Genomic DNA, 13,262 nt, shown 5'->3' on the forward strand with positions numbered 1-13,262 from the left:
TTAAGTTTTACTAATTTCTAACCTCTAATTTCTTTTTTATTTTGAGTACAATTGTCCTAAAATAATCCCTGCAGCCATAGAAACATTCAGGCTTTCTGTAGACTGTGATTTTCCAAATCTTGGGATACTGATGCTTTTCTGAAGTAATTTTTCAGTTTCCGGACGCATTCCGTTGCCCTCATTTCCCAGAATTAAATTTAATTTTTCAGGTTTTTCAAAAGAATAAATATTTTCACCTTCCATATCGGTTCCAATATTTACATTTTCAGTATTTGAAAGATACTCTACAAGATCAGTATAAACAATATTGACTCTTGCAAAAGATCCCATCGTAGCCTGAATAACTTTAGGATTATAAAAATCTACCGTATCTTCACTACAAATAATCTGCTCAATACCAAACCAGTCCGCAAGCCTTATAATAGTCCCTAAATTACCGGGATCCTGGATTCCGTCCAAAACCAGCTGCACTTTCTTGTCTTCCAGTTTTTCTTCCTCATTAAGATAGCAAATCGCTATAGAATCTTTAGGCGTTTTAAGAAAACTGATTTTTTTAAGCTCATTTTCAGAGATATGAGTAATGGGCACATCTGTACGGTCCAATTTTTGCGGATCGGTAGATAATATTTCTTTAATTTTAAAGTTAGATTTGAAAAGTTCACAAATGATTTTATTACCTTCAACCAAAAACAAATTGTATTTTTGTCTGAACTTCTTTTTATCTAAAGACTGTAAAATTTTTATTGTATGAGCTGTAAGCATTATAAGAATTCTCCTCAAAAATATTATAAAATTATTTCATTTGCAACATTTGTTAGCCTCCTTTATGCTTGTAGTACAACTAAAAAAGTTCCGGATGGTGAATATCTGCTATCTTCCAACACATTTGAATTTGAGGATAAAAAGCAGCCATTTGACAGTGAATTAAAAGGTTACGCACAGCAAAAGCCTAATAAAAAGCAGTTAATTTTCATGCCTTTAAGTTTGTGGTTATATAATGCCGCCAATCCGAAATACGATACTATTCTCAATGAATATATGACGTATCCCGGAGAGATGAGAAATCAAAAACTAAGGGATTCTCTTTTTCTGAAATACAATATGAAAAGCAGTGTCGGAAAAAGTTTATTCTTAGACAGACTTTATCACAGCTGGGGATCTCCTCCTGTAATTTTGGACCAGACAAAAACTGAAAAAGGAGCTGAATCTATTGAAAAGAGATTAACTTACCGAGGATACTGGGATGCAGAAGTAAAATTTAAGCATAAGCTTGATTCTGCGGCTAAAAAAGCGGCTGTCAACTATTTTATTACGCATAATGACCCTACGATCATCAAGGAATATTATTACAATATTTCAGATCCTATTATTAAAAATATTTATCAGCAAAAAATCCATGAGAGCCTTATAAGATCTGGTAAAATTCTTGATCAGACCGTTCTGGAAAAAGAAGTGACAAGAATTAATGATCAGATGAGAGATTATGGTTATTATAAATTCAATAGTCTTGGGGACGAAATATATTTTGTAGCGGATTCTTTAAAAAGCAGAAAACAAGTCCCTCTTACGCTGGAAATACACAGGGATTCTATAGACTCACCATATAAAAGAGCAACGATAGGTAATATTGATGTGGCCATTGTTGATGAAATGAGTGATTTTCCCAAAAAAACAAAAAAAGACAGTTTAAGAGGAATTAATTTTCATAAAACAACCGACAAGTACAAAACGCGCTCATTATGGAGGGCTATTATTGTTGGAAATAAGCAGATCTATGACCAGAAGAAACTGGATCTTACCAAAAGAAATCTTTTATCGATGAACAATTTCAGTGTTCTGAAAGCTAAAGATTCCTTGAGAAGAGGCGGTGGAACTTCTCCGAATGACAGTATCGTTGACGTTATGTATGTCCTGAAGCCACTTCCAAAATATGAATTAAAAGTGGGTACAGATGTGAACTACTCCCAATTGCTGAATCTTGGAGTATCGCCTTCTATTGACCTGACAACTAGAAATGTTTTCAACGGTGCCGAAAACCTTTCAACCAGTCTTTCGGGAACATTTGGTTCTATCCGAAGTACAAAAGATATCAGTAAAAGAGTTTTAGCCTATGAAATATCTGCACAGGCATCTTTAAATTTCCCAAGACTGCTGTTACCGTTTGATTATTATAAATGGCTTCCAAAAAGATACAGCCCGACTTCATCTATTGTATTAGGAGCTTCTGTTCAGAACAATATTGGATTAGGAAGAGTTAACTTTAATACTGGTTTAAATTATATGGCAACGGTAAATGATAAAGTGTCTCACAGGCTAACACTTTTCAATACCCAGCTGAGTTTAACAAAAAATAAAGCTGCCTACTATGATTATTTTCCTAATGACAATAGTATCCGCGAAGAAATATTCAATGATTATTTCATATCTCACCCTATATTAAAGCAGGATTTTCTTGCCGGTCTGGTATCTATCGATAAGGTTTCCGAGGATATTATTAATGATGAGAATTATATTGGAAATTTGGATCAGCAAGGTCTGGATCTTTATAATGCTTTTACAGGAACATTGATCAACAAGGACAGACAGACACAGGATGTCCTGATTTCATCTATGATTTATAATTTCGTTTATAACGAGATTGGAAAAAAAGACTATCCGAATGCCTTCTATTTTAATGGGAAAATAGAGCTTGCCGGAAATATATTAAGTGCTTTTAACCAAAAAAGAGATGATGGAGGTGGTATTGTCACAAGTCCTCAAAGAACAATTTTTGGTATTCCTTACGCTCAGTTTGTGAAGTTTGATATCGATGTAAGAAAATATTTTAAAATTAACCGAAATACTTTGGTTTTACGTCAGTTTGTCGGTGTGGGAGTTCCTTACGGAAACTCTTCTACCATGCCTGTTATCAGATCTTATTTTAATGGAGGATCCAATGATATCAGGGCATGGGTAGCTTTTGGAGGACTGGGTCCTGCAGATTCTCAGGTTGATGAAAGAGTCCGAACATACATGACAGACAACGTAAAACTAACCACCAATATTGAATACAGAATGCCTATCACCGATATGTATGAAGCTGCAATCTTCACCGATATCGGTAATACATGGAGTCTGAGAAACTTCAATGACGGCTATGGTGATGAATTTAAATTTAATAAATTTTTAGGTCAGGTAGGTGTCGGAAGTGGATTTGGTTTAAGGGTAAATGTAGCCTACATCACCTTAAGACTGGATCTGGCATATAAAATATACGATCCTAACAAGCCAGATGGCGAAAAATGGAGACTGAATAACTTCCAGCCTTTCAAACCGACATTAAATATCGCATTTGGATATCCTTTTTAATCAGGGGAAATACCTAATGTAAAATACACTACAGCAGCCACTCTGGCGAGAACTTCCCTGGATTGGTTTCTGTAGTAACTTTCGGGTTTTGAAACATCTTGAGCATCAAAGCCCAACGCATTCATATTATTGTTTCGGGCAAAAAACAAGGCCCGTAAATTATGAAATCCCTGTGAAACAATAATCACATTATCTTTCTTATAAACATCCTTACAGCGAAGAATACTTTTGTAGGTATTAAAACCTTTAGGGTCTTCTACAATAATATCGGCCGGAACACCTTCCTGATAAACAAGGTATTTTTTCATGGCTGCAGGCTCATTGTAACCTTTGCTTTTTTCTCCGCTTACAATAATCTGTTTGATTTTCCCATGATGATAAAGTAAAGCCGTTGCATCCATCCTTTTGGTAAAATAAGGATTAGAAAGCCCAGATTTCATTTTGGGTGAAGTACCCAAGACCAAAGCAATCTCACGAGGCGGTATTTTAGAAATTTTTGTATACGTTCTTCCTCCGGTAAGAGCAAAAACCCAGGCATTGGCAAGACATATTAATAGTATACCAATTTCTATCGATATAAAACCAAGATTAAATATGTTCTTTACAATTCTCAACTCAGATCAAAGTTAAGCTTTATTTTTTTGCTTTTAGCAATCGACATACAAGCTAAAATATGTCCTTTTTGTTCTTCTTTTTCTGTTAAATATTCATTTTCAAGCAATTCCACCTCTCCTTCTTCCAAAATACACTCACAGCTCCCGCAGATTCCCGATTTGCATGAATATGGAACAGGAAATTTTTGGATTAACAGCTGCTGCAGAACTTTTTCAGTATTATCCGGAAGTTCTGTATGGTATTGTTTTCCCAGCATCTGAAAATCAACGGCTACATTTTCAATTAACGGAAACTCTTTTTCAATAGGATAAATATCGTCATTAAATTCTTCAAAAAGTTCAAAATGAATATTTTTTTTCGGAATTCCGTGATGATAACATGCATTGGCAAGGGTTTTAATCATCTCTCCTTTTCCACAGATCAGGACTTCATCTACAGCATCCCAAATGGTAGATTCTTCATCCGTATCATCTAAATGTAGAATTTGATTAATAATTAAATTTAATTTCTTCTCATCTAGCCTTCCGTAAAAGAAATGATTAGAAGGTTTTTCACGTGAAAAGAAATAAAAAATCTGCAATCTGTCGCCGCAGGTTCGGGTCAGATTATCCAAAGCATCTCTGTACACCAGATCTTCAGAGCTTTTATTTCCAAAGAATAAAAATAATCTTGTCCGGGGTTCATTATGAAGAATATTCTTAAAATGACTTAAAATCGGAGTAATTCCTATTCCGGCTGCAAATCCCACAATCGTTCTGAATTCACTTGGTTTTGAGACTAAAGTAAACCTGCCGGCAGGTTCACTCACCAAAAGCTCATCTCCGGGATTATAATTTTTGAACAATTGTGAAGCTGCACCATCAGAAGAGTTCATTTTTATTCCTAAAGCAATTTTTTTCTCATAAGGCGCTGAAGTCATCGAATAATCATTGACGACATCTTCATCATGCGACTGAAATTTTACACTTACAAACTGCCCTGCTTCAAATTGAAATTGATCTTGTAAGCTCTCCGGAATCTCCAGTTCCAAAGAGAAAGTATTTTTGGTCAGTTCTTCCTTTTTCGCTATTTTTAACCAATGAAACTGCGTCAGTTTCCCTTTATAGATTTGTTGTTCCATAACTTCAATTCAAAAATAGATAAAAAATAATTATGAAGAAGATAATTTTATCCACGTTTGTTGTACTTGCACTCTCAAGCTGCAAAAAGGAAAATCAGAAAATTGAAGATCAAACAGCTACAACAGATTCAGTTTCAACCCCTGAGCCAACTTCGGCTCCTGTAGCTTTAAAAATGGTGACTCCACAACAGGCTTCCGAATTTTTGGGTAAAAAGAACGATACTTTATATGTGACTAATTTCTTTGCCACTTGGTGTGGTCCTTGTGTAAGAGAAATTCCGCATTTTAAAAATAAAATTCAGGAATTAAACGGCAAGCCTGTAAAAATTACATTCATAAGCCTTGATAACAAAAACGTCTGGAATACAGATGTTCCCCGTTTCGTAGATGAACAGGGGATTCGTAACAACACCGTTCTGCTGGATGGTGAACTTTTGGATGGAAAATTCTTTAGCACCAATTTCAAAGAATGGACAGGTAGCGCTATTCCTTTTACTTTCATGAGAAAAGGAGACAAAACTGACGAAACTTTGGGAATGATTACAGAGGAGCAGCTTAATGATAAGATTAGCTCTCTTTTAAAATAAAACTTACAGGCTTTTTATGTCAAATAAGTTTAAAATCCTGTGTTTATTGTTATTAGTCGCTATTATTTTAACCGCGATAATCAACGTGAATACAGGATTTTTACATTTAAATTTTCAGGATTTTTTTTATGACTCGTCCAACAGTCAGATTGCAGAAATCCGTATAAACCGTGTTTTGGTGATGCTGTTGGCAGGAATTTCAATTCCTACTTCAGGTTTTCTGATGCAGGAATATTTTCAAAATCCATTGGCAGGACCTGATATTTTAGGAATCACCTCCGTTGCCAGTTTATCCGTGGCATTTTACATTTTTTTTTCACATGACATTCTGCTTCCGGAATTCCTTCAGAACAGTTTTTTAAGTTTGTCTGCGATTATCGGAAGTTTATTATTGATGCTGGTTTTATTATCGATGTCAAATAAATTTCAGGATAAATCTTATTTAATAATTTTCGGCTTTCTGGTTTCGGCTTTTGCCGGGGCCATTGTTTCACTGCTTCAGTTTTATGCAGAAAATCAGAGCTTAAAAAACTATATCTTATGGTCTTTCGGAGCCAATAATATGGTGTCACGAAACCAAATTTATGTATTATCGATATTGGTTTTATTAGGATTATTTATCTGTTTTAAAAGCATAAAACCGTTGATTGGAAATTCATTGGGAAGCTCCTATGCACAAAGTCTAGGAGTCAATTTAAGTCAATTAAAACTTTTGATCATTATTGCTTCTTCCCTGCTTTCGGCATCGATTACGGCATTTTTGGGACCTATTTTATTCATAGGAATTATTGTCCCCCATTTTTGCCGATTGATTTATAATCCTGCAAAACTCTGGCAGCAATGGATTTTAAATATGTTCCTGGGTATGTTAATGATGTTATTTTTCTCAATAATCGCTGAAAAATCTCAGATTCCTTTGAATGTGATAAGTTCTGTTTTTGGAATTCCTGTGATTTTAATGATGCTTTTGAAACAGAATAAAGTTTAGGTATTGGTTTTTCGAAGGTGCAAAGTTATTTTCTTTAAGTTTGTGCTTTTAGACTCAAGGATTTTATCTTCGATAAAATTTAAAACTGCATATTGTATTATTCAAATCAGAAACAATACAAATGATAGAAAATGAATTAATTTTAGAAATAAAAACAGTTGATTATATTAACCCAACGCATAAATCACAACTTCTAGCTTTTTAAAAATGACAAATTGCAAATTAGGATTATTATTAAATTTTCAAAGCGATCTTTTCAAGAATGGAGTAACAAGAATTATAAACTTCATATAAATAATCTGCATTAAAATTTGACAAAGTCAAATTCCTTGCGTCTTAAAACAGTAATTTTGTAAAAAGAACTTTGTGTCTTTGCGAAAAACCAACAAAATGCACCTACAAATTAACCAAGCAAACATAGGCTACAACAAAACCCTAATTTCAAATGCAACTGCCAATTTAAATTTAGGAGAAGTATGCCTATTGATTGGTAATAATGGTGTCGGAAAAACTACTTTAATTAAATCTATTTTACATCAAATCCCACTTTTAGGTGGAGAAATTTCTATTAATCAAAAAAACATTAAGAATCTTTCCGTTAAAGAAATCGCAGAAAATATTGCTGTTGTTTTTTCAAAATCAATAATTCCGCAGAATTATACGGTTGAAGATTTGATTTCACTAGGAAAATATATTTATTATCCTTTTTATTTTGAGCTTAAAAAAGAAGACAGAGACGAAGTTTCGCATATCATTGAAGAACTTGATTTGGTTCAATATAAAAATACTTTACTTAAAAACCTTTCAGACGGAAATCTTCAAAAAGCCTTTATTGGAAGAGCTTTAACACAGAATTCGCCTATCATTATTCTTGATGAGCCTACAACACATTTAGATGAAAAAAATAAAATCATCATTCTTAAAACACTTAGAAAATTAGCCCAGGAACAAAATAAACTGATTCTTTTTTCCTCTCACGACTGGCGCTTGGCAAAAGAATTCGCCGATAAAATATGGTATGTAAAAGACAGTCATTTATACTCCGGAATTGTTGAGGATATTTTGCTTCAGCATGAAGAGCTCACCAATGCTTCTTTATTTCAGATTAATGATAATTTTGTTGCTCCAAAAATCATCGCACCCGATTTTTATAAAGAAATGTTGTATTCTTTGCTTCAAAAAAACTTTCAAAAAGACCTCTCTGCTCTTAATTTTGAATTCCACAACAAGTTTTGGGTTATTTCCAATGATTCCTCAAAACAACAGTGCGAATCCTTCGAAGAAATAGTTAATTTCGTGAAAACCATTTACTAATACCGCTTTTTATTTAAACTATTCATATACTATGCATGCATAGTATTATGCTAATCATACAATTTAACCTATTTACTATCAGATTATTAACAAATTTTAACGTTAATAAATACTATGCATGCATAATATTTACTACATTTGGAATAAACCATTTCAACAAAAATGATGGATAATAATAAAGATAAAATAGAAAACGTAGATTTAATTTTAAAACAGACCTGGCTAGCTGTTTCTAAAATGTACACCGATCTTGCCCAAGAGCATGATTCTACGGCTGTTCAAGCGCTCACATTACTGAAAATTGACCCTAAAGAAGGAACACGAAGTACTAACCTTGGTCCTAAAATGGCCATCGAGCCGACTTCTCTTACAAGAATTATTAAACTCTTGGAGGACAACGGATATATCTATAAGGAAAAAACGACTACGGACAAACGTGAAGTTATCATTAAACTTACCGATAAAGGACTGAACTCCAGAAACATGTCTAAAGAAGTTGTTGTCAACTTCAACAAAAGGGTTATGGAGAAAATTGCTCCCGAAAAGTTGGAAACTTTCAAGGAAGTGATGTGCGAAATTATGAAAATCGCGACCGATTTAAACAACAAAAAATAATATAACAAATCAATAAATCAAATGAAAAGAAGAATCAAACACGTAACGGTTCTTGGTTCAGGAATTATGGGAAGCGGTATTGCAGCGCACTTTGCCAATATTGGCGTTGAAGTTTCGCTTTTGGATATCGTTCCTTTTGAACTCTCTGAAGCAGAACAGAAAAAAGGTTTGACCAAAGACGACAAAGCGGTAAGAAACAGAATCGCTTCTGAGAACTTTGAAAAACTGAAAAAGGCAAGTCCGGCTCTACTCTATTCTCCAAAATTCGCGGATAGAATAAAAGTTGGAAATTTTGATGATGATTTACCAAAAATAAAAAATACAGACTGGATTATTGAGGTTGTGGTTGAAAGACTGGATATCAAGAAATCAGTTTACGAAAAAATCGAACAGTTCAGAAAACCCGGAACTTTAGTTTCTTCAAATACTTCCGGTATTCCGATTAACATGCTGGTAGAAGGAAGAAGTGATGATTTCAAACATTATTTTGCAGGAACCCACTTTTTTAACCCTGTGAGATATCTTCCTCTTTTAGAAATTATTCCTACCAACGACACTGCTCCTGAAGTAATTGACTTCTATATGAATTACGGGGCAAAATTCTTAGGAAAAACAACCGTTTTAGCAAAAGATACCCCAGCCTTTATCGCCAACAGAATCGGAGTTTTCTCGATGATGGATTTGCTTCATAATGTTCAGAAATTAGGTTTAACTGTTTCTGAAGTTGATAAACTGACCGGTCCGGTAATCGGTCGTCCAAAATCGGCAACGTTCAGAACGGCTGATGTTGTTGGATTGGATACATTGGTCATGGTTGCAAATGGCGTTCGTCAGAGCGGTGCTGAAACCAATAATTTCAATGATGTTTTTGCTCTTCCTTATTACATCCAGAAAATGGTTGACAACAAATGGTTAGGTTCAAAAACGGAGCAAGGTTTCTATAAAAAAGTGAAAAATGCAGAAGGAAAATCTGAAATTCACGGATTAAATCTTGATACTTTAGAATATGAACTTCAAGGAAAATCTTCATTTCCAACTTTAGAATTAACTAAAAATATTGATAAGCCGATTGATAGATTTAAAGTCTTAATTGGCGGAAAAGATAAAGCTGGAGAGCTTTACAGAAAATCTCTAGGTGCATTATTCGCTTATGTTTCGCATAAAGTTCCCGAAATTTCTGATGAAGTTTATAAAATCGATGATGCCATGAGAGCAGGTTTCGGTTGGGAAAACGGTCCGTTTGAAATCTGGGATTCCGTTGGCGTTCAAAAAGGTATTGAATTGGCTAAAGATGCAGGTTACGAAGTTTCAGACTGGGTGAAAAATGTAGAGTCTTTCTATAAAGTTAATAATGAAGGGCAAAGTATTTTCGTTGATAAAAACTCAGGAGAATACAACAAAATTCCGGGTCAGGATGCTTTCATTATTTTAGATAATATCAGAAAAAATAAAACACTTTGGAGTAATTCAGGAGCTTCGATTGAAGATTTGGGCGACGGAATTATCAACTTTGAAATCCGTTCTAAAATGAACTCTCTTGGAGGCGAAGTTCTGGATGGATTGAACAGAGCCATTGATTTAGCTGAAAAAGAATATGACGGATTAGTGATCGGAAATCAAGGTACCAATTTCTCTGTTGGAGCCAATTTAGCGATGATTTTAATGATGGCTATCGAACAGGATTGGGATGATTTGAACATGGCGATCGCTTATTTCCAAAAATCGATGATGAGAGTTCGCTACTCCTCTATTCCAGTGGTGGTTGCACCTCACGGAATGACGCTTGGTGGCGGTTGCGAAATGACAATGCACGCCGACAGAGTTGTTGCTGCAGCAGAAACTTACATCGGATTGGTTGAAACCGGAGTTGGTGTAATTCCTGGAGGTGGTGGAACGAAAGAATTGACGTTAAGAACTTCAAGAGAATTCCACAGCGATGATGTTAAAAACAACAGACTTCGTGAAGCTTTCATGAATATTGCCATGGGTAAAGTAGCAACTTCCGCTTATGAAGCTTACGATATGGGAATTCTTGAAAAAGGAAAAGATATCGTTTCCGTAAGCAAGAACAGACAGATTGCAGAAGCTAAAAAAGTTGCAAAATTATTGGCGGAACAAGGGTATACTCAACCAATCGAACAGAAAGTTAAAGTTTTAGGTAAAGATGCTTTGGGAATGTTCTATGTTGGAACTGACCAAATGTTAACCGGAAACTTTATCTCTGCACACGACAAGAAAATTGCAGATAAATTAGCCAACGTAATGGTCGGAGGAAATCTTTCTGAACCAACAGTCGTAACTGAACAATATTTATTGAATCTTGAAAGAGAAACCTTCTTACAGCTTTGTGGTGAGAGAAAAACGTTGGAGAGAATTCAATATATGTTACAAAACGGAAAACCTTTGAGAAATTAATGGGGAGCTCCGTAGGAGCGAACTGTTAATAGCAGAATAATTTTAGAAGATATTGAGCCTCGTAGAGGCGACCTATTAGTTTTATGGCAAACACATACACACAAATTTATATCCAAATTGTTTTCGCCGTCAAAGGAAGGCAAAGCCTGATTTCAAAAGAAAACAGAGAGGAATTACATAAATTTATAACAGGTATTGTTTCCCATAGAAATCAAAAATTATTCGCAGTTTTTGCAATGCCTGATCATGTTCATATTCTTTTGAGTATAAGCCCAACCATATCGATTTCAGATTTAGTAAGAGATATTAAAGCGGGTTCGTCAAAATTTATTAATGAAAAAGGATGGATCAATGGAAAATTCAATTGGCAGGAAGGATACGGAGCTTTCTCTTATTCTAGAAGCAGTGTAGATTCTGTTGTTAAATACATTTCAAACCAAGAAGAACATCATAAAAAGAAAACATTTAAAGAAGAATATTTAGATTTTATGTCAAAATTTGAAATTGAATATGATCCGAAATATTTATTTGAATGGATTGAGGATTAACAGGTCGCTCCTACGGAGCTCTGTGATTGACAAAAAACAAAAGCTATTAACATTTTACCTCTACGAGGCAAAAATTCTCAAAAAATTAATATTAGTCAATAAAAAATATGAAAACAGCATATATAGTAAAGGGTTTCAGAACTGCCGTTGGAAAAGCTCCAAAAGGAAGTTTAAGATTCACGAGACCCGATGTAATGGCGGCAACCGTAATTGAAAAATTAATGGCTGAACTTCCGCAATTAGACAAAAACAGAATAGATGACCTTATCGTAGGAAATGCAATGCCGGAAGCTGAACAAGGCTTGAACGTGGCTCGTTTGATCTCCTTGATGGGTTTAAATACAGATAAAGTTCCCGGAGTTACGGTAAACAGATATTGCGCATCAGGAAGTGAGGCTATTGCTATTGCTTCTGCAAAAATTCAGGCAGGAATGGCGGATTGCATCATTGCAGGAGGTACAGAATCAATGTCTTACATTCCAATGGGAGGCTATAAACCGGTTCCTGAAACGGATATTGCCAAAACAAACCCTGATTATTATTGGGGAATGGGTTATACAGCGGAAGAAGTTGCAAAGCAATACAATATTACAAGAGAAGAACAGGATCAGTTTGCTTTTGAATCTCATATGAAGGCTTTAAAAGCGAATCAGGAAGGTAAATTTATCAATCAGATTGTATCAATTCCTGTTGAATATAATTTCCTGGATGAAAACCAGAAAATGCAGACTAAAAAGTTTGATTTTTCAGTGGATGAAGGTCCGAGAGCAGATACTTCTTTGGCTGGTTTGTCTAAATTAAGACCTGTTTTCGCGAACGGAGGAAGTGTAACTGCCGGAAACTCTTCTCAAATGAGTGACGGAGCAGCTTTCGTAATGGTGATGAGCGAAGAAATGGTCAAAGAATTAGGATTACAGCCTGAAGCAAGATTAGTGGCCTATGCGGCGGCAGGTCTTGAGCCGAGAATTATGGGCATGGGACCGATTTATGCCATTCCAAAAGCTTTGAAACAAGCAGGTTTAGAATTAAAAGATATCGAGCTAATCGAATTAAACGAAGCATTCGCATCTCAATCTGTTGCCATCAAAAAAGAATTAGGTTTAAATCCTGATATCCTGAATGTAAACGGAGGAGCCATTGCATTGGGTCACCCACTTGGATGCACAGGAACAAAATTAACCGTTCAGCTTCTTGACGAGATGAGAAAACGCGGAAACAAATACGGGATGGTTTCTATGTGCGTGGGAACAGGACAGGGAGCAGCGAGTATATTTGAGCTTCTATAAAATAATTTTGAATTATGAATTTTAAATTTTGGATTGAATACAAAAGGAAAATTTAATTAAAGAAAAGACATTCAATTTTGCATTATCAATTATTGAGTTATATAAAATATGTAAATCTCAAAATGAATTTATTCTTTCAAAACAATTATTAAGAAGTGGGACTTCTATTGGTGCAAATGTTCAGGAAGCTTTAGCTGGATTTTCAGAAAAAGACTTTCTTCATAAAATGTCCATAGCTAGTAAAGAAGCAAGAGAAACACAATATTGGATTGATTTATTATCACAGTCTCAATTAGTAAAATTTGATGAATCAAAATATAAAACAGATATACAAAGTATTGTAAATATTTTAACATCAATTGTTAAAACACTTCAAATAAAATTAAGACCGAACGAATAATTCAAAATCCATAATTTAAAATTCAA

General features: G+C 34.7%; 12 protein-coding genes. 9 read left to right on the forward strand and 3 right to left on the reverse strand.

Going from position 1 to position 13,262, the window contains the following annotated elements; all coding sequences use genetic code 11:
* Positions 1 to 36: 36 nt before the first annotated feature.
* A complete protein-coding gene (locus M2373_RS02370; protein WP_259107041.1) occupies positions 37 to 762 on the reverse strand; it encodes an RNA methyltransferase in 726 nt (241 codons plus the stop codon).
* Here M2373_RS02370 and M2373_RS02375 point away from each other — a divergent pair.
* Complete coding sequence (locus M2373_RS02375; RefSeq protein ID WP_259107044.1) at positions 748 to 3,348, forward strand: outer membrane protein assembly factor; 2,601 nt, start codon at positions 748 to 750, stop codon at positions 3,346 to 3,348. The two genes, M2373_RS02370 and M2373_RS02375, sit on opposite strands and share 15 nt — an antisense overlap.
* Here the strand turns inward: M2373_RS02375 and M2373_RS02380 are convergent.
* Together M2373_RS02380 and M2373_RS02385 are read right to left on the reverse strand one after the other, a co-directional pair.
* Positions 3,345 to 3,962: a vancomycin high temperature exclusion protein gene (locus tag M2373_RS02380; protein WP_259107046.1), complete on the reverse strand. Its 618-nt coding sequence runs from the start codon at positions 3,960 to 3,962 to the stop codon at positions 3,345 to 3,347. The genes M2373_RS02375 and M2373_RS02380 overlap by 4 nt on opposite strands.
* Entirely contained in the window at positions 3,959 to 5,083 is a 1,125-nt protein-coding gene (locus M2373_RS02385; protein ID WP_259107048.1) for a ferredoxin--NADP reductase, read from the reverse strand. The genes M2373_RS02380 and M2373_RS02385 overlap by 4 nt, the downstream gene beginning before the upstream one ends.
* A gap of 32 nt (positions 5,084 to 5,115) precedes the next feature.
* Here M2373_RS02385 and M2373_RS02390 point away from each other — a divergent pair, with 32 nt between their 5' ends.
* The 8 genes from M2373_RS02390 (at position 5,116) to M2373_RS02425 (ending at position 13,236) form a co-directional block, all read left to right on the forward strand.
* Entirely contained in the window at positions 5,116 to 5,670 is a 555-nt protein-coding gene (locus M2373_RS02390; protein ID WP_259107051.1) for a TlpA disulfide reductase family protein, read from the forward strand.
* A gap of 16 nt (positions 5,671 to 5,686) precedes the next feature.
* Positions 5,687 to 6,658: an iron ABC transporter permease gene (locus M2373_RS02395; RefSeq protein WP_259107053.1), complete on the forward strand. Its 972-nt coding sequence runs from the start codon at positions 5,687 to 5,689 to the stop codon at positions 6,656 to 6,658.
* 390 nt (positions 6,659 to 7,048) lie between these two features.
* Positions 7,049 to 7,972 (forward strand): ABC transporter ATP-binding protein, encoded by a 924-nt coding sequence (locus M2373_RS02400; protein WP_259107055.1) that lies wholly within the window; start codon positions 7,049 to 7,051, stop codon positions 7,970 to 7,972.
* Positions 7,973 to 8,137: 165 nt separating this feature from the next.
* Complete coding sequence (locus M2373_RS02405; protein ID WP_259107590.1) at positions 8,138 to 8,587, forward strand: MarR family winged helix-turn-helix transcriptional regulator; 450 nt, start codon at positions 8,138 to 8,140, stop codon at positions 8,585 to 8,587.
* Positions 8,588 to 8,608: 21 nt separating this feature from the next.
* Complete coding sequence (locus M2373_RS02410) at positions 8,609 to 11,002, forward strand: 3-hydroxyacyl-CoA dehydrogenase/enoyl-CoA hydratase family protein (RefSeq protein ID WP_259107058.1); 2,394 nt, start codon at positions 8,609 to 8,611, stop codon at positions 11,000 to 11,002.
* Between the two features lie 83 nt (positions 11,003 to 11,085).
* On the forward strand, positions 11,086 to 11,550 hold the full coding sequence (gene tnpA / locus M2373_RS02415; protein WP_259107060.1) for an IS200/IS605 family transposase: 465 nt from the start codon (positions 11,086 to 11,088) through the stop codon (positions 11,548 to 11,550).
* A gap of 107 nt (positions 11,551 to 11,657) precedes the next feature.
* A complete protein-coding gene (locus tag M2373_RS02420) occupies positions 11,658 to 12,836 on the forward strand; it encodes an acetyl-CoA C-acyltransferase (protein ID WP_259107063.1) in 1,179 nt (392 codons plus the stop codon).
* Between the two features lie 55 nt (positions 12,837 to 12,891).
* Positions 12,892 to 13,236 (forward strand): four helix bundle protein, encoded by a 345-nt coding sequence (locus M2373_RS02425; protein ID WP_310467906.1) that lies wholly within the window; start codon positions 12,892 to 12,894, stop codon positions 13,234 to 13,236.
* Positions 13,237 to 13,262 lie beyond the last annotated feature (26 nt).

Source organism: Chryseobacterium sp. JUb7, from assembly GCF_024806495.1.
Taxonomy (GTDB): Bacteria; Bacteroidota; Bacteroidia; order Flavobacteriales; family Weeksellaceae; genus Chryseobacterium.

Excerpts from the sequence above, each read along its gene's own strand:
- M2373_RS02405 (WP_259107590.1), top strand. The coding sequence starts at position 8,138 with ATGGATAATAATAAAGATAAAATAGAAAACGTAGATTTAATTTTAAAA.
- M2373_RS02390 (WP_259107051.1), top strand. The coding sequence starts at position 5,116 with ATGAAGAAGATAATTTTATCCACGTTTGTTGTACTTGCACTCTCAAGC.
- tnpA (WP_259107060.1), top strand. The coding sequence starts at position 11,086 with ATGGCAAACACATACACACAAATTTATATCCAAATTGTTTTCGCCGTC.
- M2373_RS02395 (WP_259107053.1), top strand. The coding sequence starts at position 5,687 with ATGTCAAATAAGTTTAAAATCCTGTGTTTATTGTTATTAGTCGCTATT.
- M2373_RS02410 (WP_259107058.1), top strand. The coding sequence starts at position 8,609 with ATGAAAAGAAGAATCAAACACGTAACGGTTCTTGGTTCAGGAATTATG.
- M2373_RS02385 (WP_259107048.1), bottom strand. The coding sequence starts at position 5,083 with ATGGAACAACAAATCTATAAAGGGAAACTGACGCAGTTTCATTGGTTA.
- M2373_RS02370 (WP_259107041.1), bottom strand. The coding sequence starts at position 762 with ATGCTTACAGCTCATACAATAAAAATTTTACAGTCTTTAGATAAAAAG.
- M2373_RS02375 (WP_259107044.1), top strand. The coding sequence starts at position 748 with ATGAGCTGTAAGCATTATAAGAATTCTCCTCAAAAATATTATAAAATT.
- M2373_RS02400 (WP_259107055.1), top strand. The coding sequence starts at position 7,049 with ATGCACCTACAAATTAACCAAGCAAACATAGGCTACAACAAAACCCTA.
- M2373_RS02420 (WP_259107063.1), top strand. The coding sequence starts at position 11,658 with ATGAAAACAGCATATATAGTAAAGGGTTTCAGAACTGCCGTTGGAAAA.